The sequence below is a fragment of the Thermostichus sp. OS-CIW-32 genome, assembly GCF_054060415.1.
This window is the reverse complement of record NZ_JBSSDD010000011.1, coordinates 51099-65004: the sequence shown is the minus strand read 5'-3', so window position 1 is coordinate 65004 and position 13906 is coordinate 51099. Positions and strand designations below refer to the sequence as shown.

13 protein-coding genes are annotated in these 13906 nt (G+C 57.7%); 5 read left to right on the top strand and 8 right to left on the bottom strand.

The features are described 5' to 3' along the window. Nucleotides 1–93: 93 nt before the first annotated feature. Complete coding sequence (locus ACVWY8_RS11600) at nucleotides 94–2232, bottom strand: polyribonucleotide nucleotidyltransferase (protein ID WP_011433060.1); 2139 nt, start codon at nucleotides 2230–2232, stop codon at nucleotides 94–96. A gap of 59 nt (nucleotides 2233–2291) precedes the next feature. Continuing rightward, nucleotides 2292–2573 carry a MoaD/ThiS family protein gene (locus tag ACVWY8_RS11595; protein ID WP_414357275.1) on the bottom strand — a complete coding sequence of 94 codons (282 nt, stop codon included), beginning with the start codon at nucleotides 2571–2573 and terminating at the stop codon, nucleotides 2292–2294. A 251-nt stretch (nucleotides 2574–2824) separates the two neighbouring features. On the opposite strand from ACVWY8_RS11595, the gene ACVWY8_RS11590 reads away from it, so the two are divergent. Both ACVWY8_RS11590 and ACVWY8_RS11585 read left to right on the top strand, forming a co-directional pair. Further along, nucleotides 2825–3757 carry an arylamine N-acetyltransferase family protein gene (locus ACVWY8_RS11590; protein WP_457395044.1) on the top strand — a complete coding sequence of 311 codons (933 nt, stop codon included), beginning with the start codon at nucleotides 2825–2827 and terminating at the stop codon, nucleotides 3755–3757. Between the two features lie 71 nt (nucleotides 3758–3828). Further along, a complete protein-coding gene (locus ACVWY8_RS11585; protein WP_457387587.1) occupies nucleotides 3829–5469 on the top strand; it encodes a 2-isopropylmalate synthase in 1641 nt (546 codons plus the stop codon). Between the two features lie 130 nt (nucleotides 5470–5599). On the opposite strand, the gene ACVWY8_RS11580 is transcribed toward ACVWY8_RS11585, so the two are convergent. From ACVWY8_RS11580 to ACVWY8_RS11565, 4 genes are all read right to left on the bottom strand, one after another. Beyond that, nucleotides 5600–6628, bottom strand: coding sequence for an ABC transporter ATP-binding protein (locus ACVWY8_RS11580; RefSeq protein WP_011433056.1), 1029 nt, complete (start codon nucleotides 6626–6628; stop codon nucleotides 5600–5602). Between the two features lie 133 nt (nucleotides 6629–6761). Then, on the bottom strand, nucleotides 6762–6965 hold the full coding sequence (locus tag ACVWY8_RS11575; protein ID WP_011433055.1) for a phycobilisome linker polypeptide: 204 nt from the start codon (nucleotides 6963–6965) through the stop codon (nucleotides 6762–6764). A gap of 166 nt (nucleotides 6966–7131) precedes the next feature. Continuing rightward, entirely contained in the window at nucleotides 7132–7617 is a 486-nt protein-coding gene (apcB, locus tag ACVWY8_RS11570) for an allophycocyanin subunit beta (protein WP_011433054.1), read from the bottom strand. 63 nt (nucleotides 7618–7680) lie between these two features. Further along, entirely contained in the window at nucleotides 7681–8166 is a 486-nt protein-coding gene (locus ACVWY8_RS11565; protein ID WP_011433053.1) for a globin family protein, read from the bottom strand. Nucleotides 8167–8508: 342 nt separating this feature from the next. Between ACVWY8_RS11565 and hslO the strand changes: the two genes are divergently transcribed. Further along, nucleotides 8509–9399, top strand: a complete 891-nt coding sequence (gene hslO / locus ACVWY8_RS11560; protein ID WP_414328989.1) for an Hsp33 family molecular chaperone HslO — start codon at nucleotides 8509–8511, stop codon at nucleotides 9397–9399. A 47-nt stretch (nucleotides 9400–9446) separates the two neighbouring features. Further along, entirely contained in the window at nucleotides 9447–10451 is a 1005-nt protein-coding gene (locus ACVWY8_RS11555; protein WP_414349686.1) for a glycosyltransferase family 2 protein, read from the top strand. Here ACVWY8_RS11555 and ACVWY8_RS11550 read toward each other — a convergent pair. After that, nucleotides 10443–11705: a YcjF family protein gene (locus ACVWY8_RS11550; RefSeq protein WP_457396359.1), complete on the bottom strand. Its 1263-nt coding sequence runs from the start codon at nucleotides 11703–11705 to the stop codon at nucleotides 10443–10445. The two genes, ACVWY8_RS11555 and ACVWY8_RS11550, sit on opposite strands and share 9 nt — an antisense overlap. A gap of 109 nt (nucleotides 11706–11814) precedes the next feature. Beyond that, nucleotides 11815–13008 (bottom strand): RNA-guided endonuclease InsQ/TnpB family protein, encoded by a 1194-nt coding sequence (locus tag ACVWY8_RS11545; RefSeq protein ID WP_457395078.1) that lies wholly within the window; start codon nucleotides 13006–13008, stop codon nucleotides 11815–11817. A gap of 248 nt (nucleotides 13009–13256) precedes the next feature. On the opposite strand from ACVWY8_RS11545, the gene dpsA reads away from it, so the two are divergent. Next, on the top strand, nucleotides 13257–13808 hold the full coding sequence (gene dpsA / locus ACVWY8_RS11540) for a DNA starvation/stress protection protein DpsA (protein ID WP_457395038.1): 552 nt from the start codon (nucleotides 13257–13259) through the stop codon (nucleotides 13806–13808). Nucleotides 13809–13906: the final 98 nt, after the last annotated feature.

The window sequence follows — 13906 nt, the reverse complement described above, 5'->3', positions numbered from 1 at the left end:
TGTCGCGATGGAGTTTTCTCTGCCATTTTGGCCGCTGCCGGCGGCTGTCGAGGGGATCCCTGGCCCCCCCGTTGCTGGGGGAAAACCGCAGCCTCAGTGGTGATGGTTGCGCACCCGCGCTGCTTCCTCAGGGCTAATGCCGAGGCGAGTGAGGTTGATACGGCCTTTGTGATCGATGCTGCGCACCTTGACCACCACCTCATCTTCCACAGCCACCTCGTCTTCCACCCTGCCGACGCGGTACTCCGCCAGTTGCGAAATGTGGATCATGCCCTCTTTGCCGGGCAAAAACTCCACAAAAGCGCCGATGGGGATGATGCGGGTCACCTTGCCCAAATACACCTGCCCCTCTTCCACCCGCCGCACCAGATTTTCGATCATCGCCCGCGCCGCCTCCGCCTGGCCGCCCACCGAGGAAGACACGGTGATTGTGCCGTCGTCGCTGATGTCCACCTTGGCCCCTGTCGCTTCGGTGATGCCGCGCACGGTCTTGCCACCGGGGCCGATGATCTTGCCGATGTCCTCCGGATCCACCTTGAACGTGAGCAGACGGGGAGCCGTTTTGGCCAACTGGGGTCGAGGCGCGGCAATGGTCTCCAGCATCTTGTCGAGGATGAACTCGCGTCCGGCCTTGGCTTGCCGGATGGCCTGTTCCACCACGTCAACGGTGATGCCGGTGATTTTCATGTCCATTTGCAGAGCGGTGATCCCCGCCCGCGTACCGGCCACCTTGAAGTCCATGTCGCCCAGAAAGTCCTCGATCCCCTGGATGTCGGTGAGGATGCGCACCTCATCCCCCTCCTTAATAAGGCCCATGGCCACCCCGCTGACCGGCGCTTTGATCGGCACCCCAGCATCCATTAGGGAAAGAGTGGAGCCACAGACGGATCCCATCGAGGTGGAGCCGTTGGAGGAGAGCACTTCCGAGACCACCCTCACCACATAGGGAAACTCCTCTTCCTTGGGCAGCACCGGCACCAAGGCCCGCTCCGCCAGCGCCCCATGACCAATCTCCCGCCGCCCCGGGGAGCGTGAAGGCCGCGTTTCTCCCACTGAAAAGCCCGGAAAATTGTAGTGGTGCATGTAGCGCTTCTCATCCACCGGGTGCAAGTCGTCCAGCTCCTGGGCATCGCCGGGGGTGCCGAGGGTAGTGATGGAAAGGACTTGGGTGAGGCCGCGATTGAACAAGGCACTGCCGTGAACCCTTGGGATCAAACCCACCCGGCAAGAGACCGGTCGCACCTCGTCCAGCTTGCGTCCATCCACCCGCACCCCCTCTTGCAGGATTTGCTGGCGCATCAGCTTCTTGAGCAGAGCCTTGAACTGGTTGTCCAACTCCTTGGGATTTTCCAGAAGATAGAGCCGCAAGGGATCCCCCTCTGGCCGTTCCTGGATTTGGGCCTCCAGCTTGGCCTTGAGCTCCTCCAGTTGCTGTTCCCGGCTGGTCTTGTCCAAAAACTGCCTGAGAATGGAGCGAATGCCCTCCTGAGCCTGCTCTTCTACAAAGGCAATCAGCTCCTCGTTTTTGGGGGGAGGGGGCAGCTCTACCGGGGTGATGTTGAGATCCGCCAGGACTTGCTGTTGGGCTTTGAGCAGCTCCTGGATGGCCTCAAAACCAAACTCGATGGCCTCCACCACATCCTTTTCCGGCAGTTGGTTGGCCCCGGCTTCCACCATGATCACGCCATCGGCACAGCCGGCCACCACCAGATCCAGATCGCCCGCCTCAATTTCGGCATAGGTGGGGTTGAGGATAAATTCATCCTTGACCAAGCCCACCCGCACCGCCGCCACGGGGCCATTGAAGGGGATGCGAGCGCCGTGAATGGCCAACGAGGCTCCCAAAATACACAACACATCGGGCGGCACCGTATCGTCCACCGAGAGGGTGGTGGCCACCACCTGCACATCATCCCGCAGCCATTCCGGGAACAACGGACGAATGGGTCGGTCTATTAAGCGAGAGATCAAAGTGGCCCGTTCCGGTGGCCGGCCTTCTCGCCGCAGATATCCCCCTGGGATCCGCCCCGCTGCGTAGAGGCGCTCTTCGTAATCGACCAATAAGGGCATAAAATCAACGCCAGGCCGGCCTGGCTGCCGTGTGGCGGTAACCAAAATCGAGGTTTCGCCCGAAGTCAGCCAAACCCCACACCCTGCCTGGGGGGCCATCAGCCCAATATTGATGTCAATTTCCCGCCCATAAAAGGAAATCGACCGAGTGTATTCTGCCATGTAACGCTTCGCCTTCTTTTTTTCTTGCCGCTATCGTAGCATTCTCCTTTTGCTCCTTTTCAGCCCCCGCTGACCGGAGGGATCAGGACGACTTCGTCTCCCGCCGATAGGGGAGTGTCGGCAGCTACAAAATTGAGGTTGAGACCGAAGCGCGTTTGGGAGCGCCAAGGAGCCAAGCTGGGGTAGCGCTGGATCAGTTGATCGCACAGTTGCCCGACGGTGGTACCAGGGCTCACCTGCAGGCGCATCTCGGTTTGTCCGATTACTTCTTGATAGACGGCAAAGAGCTTCAGCGTGATGGGAAAAAGCTCATCGGAGGGCAAATTTTGGGCAGCAGCCATCGGTAGCGCTCCCACCTGCTTTGGACGGTCTTGTAAACCATCTTGGGCAAGCTTGGGCCTGGCCGTCCACCAGAATCCTCTGCCCATCTCCTACTCATCAGGGATCCCTACAGCCACAGAAAAATCGGCTCCGGGGAAAAGATGCCGTCTTTCAGATTCCAGTGAACTGTTCTTCTGGCTCTGGCCGGGGATTCGTGGCAAGGCTAGGGTAGGCCAAAAGCTTGCTTGGCAGCCAACCGGTTTCTGTGCTGATGCTAGAGCCACTGACCCCCTCCCAAATCAGGGCCTACTTGGATCGGATTGGCTACGTTGGCCCCACCCAGCCCACCCTGCAAACCCTCCGCCAGATCCACCTAGCCCACCTGCTGCGGGTGCCGTTTGAAAATCTGGACATTCATCGGGGTCGTGCCATTCGCCTGGAGCGGGATTTCTTGTTCCAAAAAATCGTCCGAGAGCGGCGGGGCGGCTTTTGCTTTGAGCTGAACAGCCTGCTGGCCGCTGCCTTGCAGGGAATGGGGTTTTCGGTACACCTGCTCTCAGGACAGGTGAGCCGCGCCGTTCGCGCTACTCCGACGGAGTCCGATGTCCGCTTTGGACCTGAGTGCGACCACTTGGCTGTGCAGGTGAACATCGGCGATGAAGCCTGGCTGGCAGATGTGGGGTATGGGGAGGCCTTTCGCGAGCCGTTGCGGCTGGGGGATCCCGGGATTCAAGCCCAGGCTGAAGGACGCTACCGCCTCACCCCTTGGCCAGGGGATCCCACTGCTTGCCGTTATTGGCTCATTCAGCAGGAACAGCCGGATCGCACCTGGAAAACTCTATTTCTTCTGGATCGGATCCCACGCTCCCTGCAGGAGTTCGAGCCCATGTGCCACTTTCACCAAACTTCGCCAGAATCGATGTTTACCCGGCTGCGCCTTTGCACCCTGGCCACTCCGACCGGACGGGTCACCCTCACCGCCCGCGCCAATGGCTCTTTTAAGTGGATCGAGACCACCCCAGAAGGCCGCTGGGAACGCCCTCTCAGGGATGAGAAAGAGTATGAACAACTGCTCGCCTGCGCCTTCGGGATCTGCCTTCCCCCATCTCCTGCCGCCGCTGGGGATCCCAGGGGAAAGGTTGCAAGACCCAAGCCCAATGACGTCTCAACAGAGCCCACCCAAATCTTCCCCAAACAAGGCTAGAACCCCTGCCAGTTAATGTCCCAGTTAATGTCAGAATAATGAGGTAGTGTTTCGTTATCCCAGTAACCGTTATGGATGCTGCCGCGGTCGCCGGGTTTGATGGCCAAGCTTTGGATCATGTACTCATTTTCGACACCACCCTGCGAGACGGGGAGCAGTGCCCCGGCGCCACCCTCAACACCGAAGAGAAGCTGGCCATTGCCCGGCAGTTGGCCCGGCTGGGCGTCGATATCATCGAAGCGGGATTTGCCTATGCCAGCCCTGGTGACTTTGAGGCCGTGCAGAAGGTGGCCGAGCAGGTGGGAACCCCCGATGGCCCCGTGATTTGCAGCCTGGCCCGCGCCCTCAAGCCGGACATTGAGGCCGCCGCTGCAGCCCTAAAGCCCGCTGCCAAGCCCCGCATCCACACCTTCATCTCCACCTCCGACATTCACCTGAAGTATCAGTTGCGCAAAACCCGCGCTGAGGTGCTGCAAATTGCCGAAGAGATGGTGGCCTACGCCAAGTCCTTCGTGGACGATGTGGAGTTTTCCATGATGGATGCCACCCGCTCTGACCCAGAGTTCCTATACCAGGTCATCGAGGCGGCCATTCGGGCGGGGGCCAAAACCATCAACATCCCCGATACCGTCGGCTACGTCATGCCGGAGGAGTTCGGCCAACTGATCAAGGGCATCCGCGAGAACGTGCCCAACATCAAGCAAGCGATCCTTTCTGTGCACGGCCACGACGATCTGGGCGTCTCGGTGGCCAACTTCTTGGAAGCGATTAAGCAGGGCGCCCGTCAGGTGGAAGTGACGGTCAACGGCATTGGTGAGCGGGCCGGCAACACAGCCCTGGAAGAGTTGGTGATGGCCCTGCACGTGCGGCGCAGCTACTTCAACCCCTACTTCGGCCTGCCGGTGGACTCCGAGAAGCCCCTCACCCACATCAAAACTCAGGAGATCTATCGCACCTCGCGCCTCGTCTCCAACCTCACCGGCATGTTGGTGCAGCCCAACAAGGCTATCGTCGGCTCCAACGCCTTTGCCCACGAATCCGGCATCCACCAGGACGGCATGCTGAAAAACCGCCAGACCTACGAGATCATGGACGCCCAGACCATTGGCCTGCAATCGAGCACCTTGGTGTTGGGCAAGCACTCGGGCCGCAATGCCTTCCGCACCCGCCTCAAAGAACTGGGATTCGAGCTGTCGGAGCAGGATCTGAACAAGGCCTTCTTGCGCTTCAAAGAGCTGGCTGACAAGAAAAAAGAAATCTCCGACCTGGATCTGGAAGCGATTGTTAACGACGAAACTCGCCCGGTGCCCGAACTCTACCGCCTGGAGCATGTCCAAGTGGTGTGTGGCAATCGAGAGGCTCCCACTGCCACGGTGCGCCTGGTAACCCCGGAAGGGGAAGAGCGGGTGGACGCTGCCGTGGGCACAGGCCCGGTGGATGCGGTGTACAAGGCCATCAACCGCATTGTCAATATCCCCAACAAGTTAATCGAGTTTTCTGTCCAATCGGTTACTGCCGGCATCGACGCCATTGGGGAAGTCACCATCCGCCTGCGCCACGAAGACCGCATCTTTTCCGGCCATGCCGCCAACACCGACATCATCGTCGCTTCGGCCCAAGCCTACATGAATGCCCTCAACAAGCTCTACTCTGCGCTGCACGCGGCACGCTCGACGGCTGACCAGCGCGAGGCTGCTGCCCAGAAGATCTGAGGGAAGGGTTAGGGAATCCCAGTCGTTTCCAACAAAGCTGGGATCCTTCGCTGCTGACCCTCACCCCCAGCCCCTCTCCTCTTGGGGAAGAAGGGAGCCCACGCTCAACCTAACCCTGTTGCAAATGACCCTATGGGCTGGCCGAAGGGATCCCATCCGCAAACACCCGCCCGATCACTTCCTCGATGGGCGGGTCGGTTACCGTTAGATCCAGCACATCCAGCTCTGCCAAGAGCTTGGCCACCGTTTGGGTGAGCTGCTCCCGCTGCACCCACAGCCGCGCCTCACAGCTGCCCGGATCCCCGTCCGTGCGCACCTCTCCATAGAGCTGCAGTTGGGCAACAGGGCAAGGGCGAGCCAATTTCAACCTCACCTCTCGGTAGGGGGCAAAGCGCTCCAGCAATGCCTCGAGGTCGCCATCGTACATGAGCTGCCCCGCGTTGATGACCAGCACCCGTTGGCACAGCGCAGTAATATCGGCCATGTAATGGCTGGTCAACAGCACCGTTGCTCCGTAGCGGCGGTTGTAATCCCGCAGAAATTGCCGCACGCCGGCCTGGGCGTTGACATCCAACCCCAAGGTGGGCTCGTCCAAAAACAAGATCTGCGGGCGGTGCAACAGAGCCGCCAACAGCTCCGCCTTCATCCGCTCCCCCAAGGAAAGCTTGCGCACCGGTTGCTTTAGCTTGCTTTCTAGGTCGAGCAGCTCCGCCAGCTCCCCCACCCGCTCCCGAAACTCCTTCTCAGGGATCTCGTAAACGGCAGCGTTGATGCGCAAAGAGTCCATTGCCGGCAGATCCCAAATGAGCTGCTGCTTCTGCCCCATCACCAGGGTGATCTGCCGCAAAAACGCCGGCTCCCGGCGGTAAGGCACATGACCCACCACTTGCACCGTGCCGCCGGACGGATAGATCAAACCAGTCAACATCTTGAGGGTAGTGGTCTTGCCCGCCCCGTTGGGCCCCAAAAATCCCACCATCTCCCCCGGCTGAACTTGAAAGCTCACGGACTGCACTGCCGGGATGTGGCGATAGGTGCGGCGAAAAAAGTGGCGCAGGGTGCCAACCACTCCGGGATCCTTGACGGCCACCGGGTAAACCTTGCTCAGGTTGTGGGCAGCGATGATTGGCTCCAACCGGGTCGGCACATCAGGCAACATCTACCCCCACCCCTACAAAACGGCCAGATCCGCTACCCCAACCCCAAGAACAGAGCTTCCAGAGCTGGGCATACCGGATCTGCAGAGGGCTATTTCTCAGTATCCGAGGGAAAGCAACGAACGAATAGGGGAACTACAGCAGTCCTACGTCCATCCCAGGCTTACCCGTGGCCAGCTCCACCTTCAGGATGCGGCCACCCGATTTCTGGATGCGCTGCTGTTCCCGAAACCAGTTCTCATAGGGCACCAGCTTGGTGAAGTAGGTATTTTGCAGCTCCCGCTGGGTGCGAATTCGGGTTTGGCTGGGCACACAGGCCGTGATCTTGAACATGCGCATGATATGGGATCCCCGCTCAACAACAAAATGGGCTATCTTGACCAGCAAAACAGGCGACTCACCCCAGAAAGCTCGCGTACTTCAGCTAGCACACCAGATCCCTGTGGCAAATCGCCCGCCGTGCTCGTTGAAGAATGCACCTCCCCTGAGGCAATGACGCCGGGAGTTAGCTCAGGCCAGAGCAGATGTAATCGAAGTACACCCCCATTTCCTTGCCGGCCTCAGCACCCACCAGAGCGGCAGTTACCTCTTTCATGGCTTGGATGGCCTGGATGGTTGCCCCAATGGGTACTCCCAGGGAATTGTAGGTCTCCTTGAGCCCGTTCAGCACCCGCTCGTCCAGAATGGAGGGATCCCCGGCCAGCATGGCGTAGGTGGCGTAGCGCAGGTAGTAGTCCATGTCGCGGATGCAGGCAGCATAGCGACGGGTGGTGTACATGTTGCCGCCAGGACGGGTGAGATCAGAGTACAGCAACGCCTTGGCAGCAGCATCCTTGACGATGGTGGAGGCATTGGCCGCGATGGTGGCAGCCGCCCGCACCCGCAGCTCGCCTGTGGCGAAGAAGGCTTTCAACTTCTCCATGGCCGAGCTGTCCAGATACTTGCCTTGAACATCGTAGCTGTTGATTACAGCAGTAATTGCGTCTTGCATGATGAGCTTCCTAAATCCAAATCGACGAACAGCAAAGGGTTGTGCGGCAAAAACAATGAGGGATTAGCTCATTGCCCCCACCACAAAGTCGAAGTAGTAGCCGGCTTCAGCCGCATCGTCAGGAGAGAGCAGACCCATGGCCACCTGCTTCATTTGACGAATGCTCTCGGCCACCGCCGGAATGGGTGTGCCCAAAGAGTTGTACATCTCGCGGACACCCACCAGGCCGATCTCTTCAATCGGGGTGACATCGCCGGCAATGATGCCGTAAGTGATCAGGCGCAGGTAGTAGTCCATATCCCGCAGGCAAGTCGCCGTCATCTCTTCCCCGTAGGCATTGCCCCCCGGAGAGACAATGTCAGGGCGCTTCTGGAAGAGCTGGTCGGCAGCTTGTTTGACGATGCGCTCACGAGACTCGGTTAAGACTTGAGCAATGCGCAACCGCTTCTCGCCCGAGGTGACAAAGGACTTGATCCGATCCAGTTCCCCCGGGCTGAGGTAGCGGGCCTCCGCGTCCGCGTTCACAATCGATTTCGTAACAACACTCATGGATATCCATCCTCAAGTCGATTTTTTAAAGAGTATGACGAGCATACCCGCAAGTTATTTTCCGATATGCTTGCCGTCTGCCATCTCAGATCTTCACACTTCTTAAAATCTCTCCCAGAAAAGGGACAGTCCCATTCCCGCCCCGACAGGGCAGTTCCCTCCCCAAAGTCCGGCAAGAGAGGGGCTACAATCTCACTTAGACTCACTTAGAATGAAGGCTGAGTCGCCAGGGGATCCCTGCAGGCTTGGTTTAAGACATGCGTTGAGGTTGCGATGACGGATGCCTCTGGGTCAGAACGATTGAAGCGAGCGAAAGGTATTTCTGAGGGTACGCCCTCATCTCTGCCGGATCACCTCATCCGGGCCACGGCGGCAGAAGGCAAAATCCGAGTGGTGGGCTTGGTGGCCACCCAGGCGGTACAAGAGGCAAGGGAGCGGCACAAGCTCTCCTATGTGGCGACAGTGGCCTTGGGGCGGGCCATGAGCGCAGCCCTGTTGCTGGCGGCCAACTTGAAGCGACGCCAGGCGCGGATTAACCTGCAACTGAAAGGGAATGGCCCCTTGGGCAACATCTGGGTGGATGCCGGCTTGGATGGCACGGTACGCGGGTATGTGAGCAACCCCGCCATTGAGCTTCCTCTCACTGCCGAGAGCAAGTTGGATGTGGGCCAAGCCGTTGGGCGCTATGGCTACCTCCATGTGCTGCGGGATCTGGGGTATGGCCAGCCTTACACCAGCGCGGTGGAGCTGGTTTCGGGAGAGGTGGGAGACGACATCACCTACTACCTCTCCTCCTCAGAGCAGATTCCCTCGGCAGTCCTTCTGGGAGTAAATCTCGACTCACAGCGGGTACGCGCCGCCGGCGGAGTGTTGTTGCAGCTGATGCCAGGGGCGCCGGCCAGTTTGATCCCAGAGATGGAAGCCCGTTTGGCCAAAGTGGAAGAATTTAGCCCGATGTTGGCTGGTGGCGGCGGCTTGCGGGAGCTGTTGCAAATCTGCCTGGGCGACTTGGATCTGAAAATTGCGCCGGAAATGCGCACCATCCGCTTCTACTGCAAGTGCAATTCCGACCGAGTGAAGGGGGCCCTGCGCATGCTGGGGCGGGACGAGTTGCTCGATATGATCCACACCGACAAGGGGGCAGAAGCGGTTTGCCAATTCTGCAACGAGGTCTACCGCATCTCGGAAGACGAGCTGCGCTCGATTGTGGCGGAGATGTCGGCCACCCCCTGATGGCACAATGATGGCCAACTACGGGATCCCGATTCTGACACCTCTCGATGTTGTCTGAGCCCCCGGTTGAGTTGGTTGAATTATCGGTTGTTGTCCCCTGCAAAAATGAGGCGGACAACCTGGAACACCTGTTCGAACGCCTGCAACTTACCTTGGAGCCGCTGGGGATCCCCTACGAGATTATCTGCGTCAACGATGGCAGCCAAGACAACACGCTGGAAAAGCTCATTGCCTTCCATCGTCGGGATCCCCGTATCAAAGTGGTGAACCTTTCCCGTTGCTATGGCAAGGAGATCGCCCTTACTGCCGGCCTCGATCACGCCTCTGGTCGAGCTGTTGTTCCCATCGATGCCGACTTGCAAGATCCGCCGGAGCTGATCCCGGAGATGCTGCAGCAGTGGCGGCAAGGCTATCAGGTGGTTTATGCAGTGCGTCGCAGCCGCCGCGGGGAGAGCTGGCTAAAACGCTTTACAGCCAACGGCTTCTATTGGTTGATTGATCAACTCAGCCAGGTGCGGATCCCGCGCAATACGGGGGATTTTCGACTGCTGGATCGGCAGGTGGTGGAGGCAGTTAAACAGCTGCGAGAGCGCACCCGCTTTATGAAAGGGATCTTTGCCTGGGTGGGCTACCGGCAAACGGCCATTTTTTACGATCGCGCCCCCCGCTTTCGCGGCAAAACCCAGTGGAACTACTGGCGGCTGTGGAACCTAGCCATAGAAGGCATCACCTCTTTTAGCTCTTGGCCGTTGCGGGTGTGGAGCTACATAGGGTTGGCGATCTCGGTTCCAGCCTTTTTGTATGGCCTTTTTCTCATCATCCGCACCTTGCTCTTTGGCTCCGATGTACCTGGCTATGCCTCTTTAGCGGTGATGATCTTGTTTTTGGGCGGGATCCAGCTGATCAGCTTGGGCGTGATTGGCGAGTATTTAGGCCGCGTTTTTGAAGAAGTGAAAGGCCGCCCCCTCTACCTGGTCGATGGCACCTTTGGGTTTGAGACCCCACGACCTTCCCCTGCCCTAGATTCAGTACCTACGCAAAAGCTAGGATGAAAAGTCATCTTTCAGAGTTTTGGATCCCGAGGCAACATAACTTTGGTACTCGCGTATAAAGATATCTTTCATCTCTTCTGGAGATAGCTGGATCCCTTGGATTTTGGCGCGGGCGATGGCCTTCATCAGCTCGATATAGGCCAGGCCCAGAGAGAGAGTGAGGGTGGCTGCCGTAGTGGATTGGATAGCGCTGCCTACAATCCCCGGGCCGGGAATCATCTTCAGCAAGTTGGACACAATCGTTCGCCCGATTGCTGTTGTAATTGTAGTGCCTGCCAAAGCGGCTATCAAAGAGTAGTAAAAAGAAGGGGAAGCCTCGAAGCCAAAAATAAAGCTGATATTGGCAATCATGCCTGCTTGGGCTGTAACCAACAGAGGGGCATCTGCAAAGGGAAGGGGCACTGCCCCGATAAACGCTGCACTGGCCACATAGCCTGATACGTACTTAAAGGCAGCCTCGGCTTTGAGATCCACCCGCAGCAATTGCTGGCGGATAAAGGCAAGGCGAGCCACTTCCGGCAAAAGCTCTAGCGTGCAGCCAATTAGGTGCTCCAGCCCGTGGGCAGGAATGGTAATTTGCCGGTTAATCGCCTTGTTGCGGGCCAAAACGGGAACAATGTAGCGGACAGGCAAATTTTGATGCTGCAAATACCGGAAAAACTCGCTCTCTTCAGGATTGGGATATTCCAAGCATTGGGTTAAGACCAAGATGACGGGAACGTCTTTGAGTTCCAACTCCTTTAGCCATTTGCGTTCAACTTCCTCCAACCGCTTCAGTTCGTGGTGGAGGCAGTACCAAACAAGATGGATGTGATGTTCAGGATCCTTAAAGCGCAGCTCCTCGATAAGCTGGGAAACCTCCAGGCGAACTTGCTGATTCTGTTCACCGTCTAGTTCCATGCCAGGTGTATCGTAGATGGTGATTGGGCAACCTGGCTTGGAATACTGACGAATGTGGCGGGTGACGGGGCTGCCAACACCGGTACGGGCCAGCTCATCTCTAAACACTGCATTGACCAAGGTGCTCTTGCCCACCCCGCTTTTGCCAATGACCAGGATGTTGCAGTGGCCCAACTCTGTCTGCGCCTCTAGGAGGTCCTTCTGTAGTATCTGAGACACCGAATTCCAGAAAGACTTAAAGGCTTCTGGCTTCTCGAGAGATTCAGAAGCTTCTGGGATGCCTCGGGCACGGTCAACAATTTGGCGGGTTAGGTCAGTCAGTTTCTCTAAGAAGGATGGGCTTTTCTGAGACATGCTTCTTGCTTCTTCCCCTAAGGCCGATAGCCCCACAAAGGTAGTTCAGGGCGGATCCTACTGCCAAGTTTCTTCCGATACCGGAGAGTAAACTACCCGGCTCCGACCGCTAAGCGGTACGGAGCGGGCTTTCAGTAGCCCTGGGCCTGCTCTGCTCTACCAGAGAACAAAACAGGCCCGAACCTCCAGGCTGGTTTACGGCAGCCCCCAAGAGCGCAATCACATTCGCACCATTCAAATCCGCATCCCCTTCCCATCCACAGTGCCCACACTTGAACGACTTACCACTGCGATAGGATTGCGCAGGATCGGGATGGATGTGTAAACACTTGTGACAGGTCTGCGACGTGTAGGCAGGCGGCACAAGAACCAGAGAAACCCCTGCAACTCTCGCCTTGTATTCCAGAAACTGGCGTAGCTGGTAGAACGCCCAACTGTTGGCCCTGCGCCTTTCGGTTTTGCTGCGGGGTTGTTGATTGACCCTTTCCCGGATCCCTGTCAGGTCTTCCAGGGCAATAGCGCTGTTTGTGGTCTTTGCCCTAGAGACAATAGCTTTGGAGATTCGATGATTGACCCACGCCTGAAAGCGCCTCTCCTTGCCAGACAGCCGTTGCAACAGTTCTCTGCATCTGCGCCGCGAACTGCGTGTGCCCTTACTGGCTTTGCGTTGGAGTACCGCCCTCAACCGGGAGTAGTGGTCTCGGACTCTGTTCAACTGCTGTCCATTCCAGTTGTCCCCCTCTGACGTATGGGCAATATCTGTCCTCCCCAAGTCCACCCCGATCACCTTGTCGGTATCTTGTTGCTTGGGTGGTTTTTTCTCTACGCAAATCTGGATGTAGTAGGAGCCATCTTTGCGCTTGACCAGGGTGGCAGATTTGGGGTTGGAACCAGCCAGCATCCCACGCTGGTAGTTGCCAATGGCCAGTTCAAAGCGTTCTCTCCCTTCCACCGTGGTCAGCGACACCGTCCAGTCTTTTTGACGGAACGAAAAGATACGGGCGTCGTAGGTAACAAAGCCGCTCTTAAACTCCTTGACGGGACGCTTTTTCTGCTTAGCCACTTTGCGGGAACCCGCTACCCGTCTGCACACCTGTTGAGCCAAGTTACTGGACAAGCCAAACCGGGCTCGAATCTCGTAGTAGCAAAGGGATTGGAGTTTGACTGCGTTGACTACTTTTTCTGGTGTGTTTTGGTTGACCCAGTTCAAGGCTTGGCCAAAAGCCTCCATCGTCGCGTCCAATTTGGCGGCTTGCGACGGGGACACCTTGAGCTTGCAGGATATGGTCAGGACTTGGCTCATAAGTTCATTGTACTTCATCAAAGCGCATTCCTCCCGGCACTGACCCTACGGGTACAGTGCGGGGCTCCTGCGATTTCTAGCTGATCCCACTCCAAAGGGATCTGCAACAACGGGCTTATTGAGAGTTATTCACAAGAGCCATTTTCTGCACTATGCTAGACTTGGGGATAAACACCCAACGATCCCAGGCCCGTTGTGGCGGGCGCTCTAGGATTCACAGCTCCTTTTAACTTGTGCTGGAGAATTTTATGTCCGAAACTTCAACCCTGCGCCAGTCTTTCAACAGCGTGCGCGACAATCCTGTCTTGCTTGGCACTGAGATAACCCAGCCGGTTTGCGAGGGGATGAACGCCCTGCTGGCCAGCTTCCAGGGGCTGTACTTGCAATACCAGAAGCATCACTTCGTGGTAGAAGGCACTGAGTTCTATCCGCTGCACCAACTCTTCAAAGATCACTACGAGCAGGCGAGGGAGCATGTCCACGACCTGGGAGAACGCCTAGAAGGGCTGGGAGGTGTGCCGGTAGCCAGCTTTGCCACCTTGGCCCAGCTTTGCTGCTTTACCCCTGAGCCGGATGGAGCTTTTGGGGCGCGGCAAATGTTAATGAACGACCTGGCGGCAGAGCAGGCCATCATCGATCTGCTGCGGCGACAGGCAGCCCAGGCGGAGAGCCTTGGGGATCGGGCCACCCGCTACCTCTACGAGCAGATCCTGTTGAAGACAGAGGATCGCGCCTTCCATCTCTATCACTTCCTGGCCAACGACAGCCTGGTGTTCGGCTTGATGAACGGCAGAGCCTAGCCAGAAGGTCCACAGGTGGGCTTGAGCCTGCCTGGTTTCCGACCTCTGGCTTTTTTTTGAAAAGCTATTGAGAATCTGTTTCATTTCTCTACCATTCT

What these genes read in the sequence shown, in the direction of transcription:
- ACVWY8_RS11550 (WP_457396359.1), bottom strand. Translation starts at nt 11,705, where the DNA reads ATGTCTCAGAAAAGCCCATCCTTCTTAGAGAAACTGACTGACCTAACC.
- ACVWY8_RS11580 (WP_011433056.1), bottom strand. Translation starts at nt 6,628, where the DNA reads ATGTTGCCTGATGTGCCGACCCGGTTGGAGCCAATCATCGCTGCCCAC.
- ACVWY8_RS11585 (WP_457387587.1), top strand. Translation starts at nt 3,829, where the DNA reads ATGGATGCTGCCGCGGTCGCCGGGTTTGATGGCCAAGCTTTGGATCAT.
- ACVWY8_RS11545 (WP_457395078.1), bottom strand. Translation starts at nt 13,008, where the DNA reads ATGAGCCAAGTCCTGACCATATCCTGCAAGCTCAAGGTGTCCCCGTCG.
- ACVWY8_RS11600 (WP_011433060.1), bottom strand. Translation starts at nt 2,232, where the DNA reads ATGGCAGAATACACTCGGTCGATTTCCTTTTATGGGCGGGAAATTGAC.
- ACVWY8_RS11595 (WP_414357275.1), bottom strand. Translation starts at nt 2,573, where the DNA reads ATGGCTGCTGCCCAAAATTTGCCCTCCGATGAGCTTTTTCCCATCACG.
- ACVWY8_RS11565 (WP_011433053.1), bottom strand. Translation starts at nt 8,166, where the DNA reads ATGAGTGTTGTTACGAAATCGATTGTGAACGCGGACGCGGAGGCCCGC.
- ACVWY8_RS11555 (WP_414349686.1), top strand. Translation starts at nt 9,447, where the DNA reads ATGTTGTCTGAGCCCCCGGTTGAGTTGGTTGAATTATCGGTTGTTGTC.
- ACVWY8_RS11575 (WP_011433055.1), bottom strand. Translation starts at nt 6,965, where the DNA reads ATGCGCATGTTCAAGATCACGGCCTGTGTGCCCAGCCAAACCCGAATT.
- apcB (WP_011433054.1), bottom strand. Translation starts at nt 7,617, where the DNA reads ATGCAAGACGCAATTACTGCTGTAATCAACAGCTACGATGTTCAAGGC.
- dpsA (WP_457395038.1), top strand. Translation starts at nt 13,257, where the DNA reads ATGTCCGAAACTTCAACCCTGCGCCAGTCTTTCAACAGCGTGCGCGAC.
- ACVWY8_RS11590 (WP_457395044.1), top strand. Translation starts at nt 2,825, where the DNA reads ATGCTAGAGCCACTGACCCCCTCCCAAATCAGGGCCTACTTGGATCGG.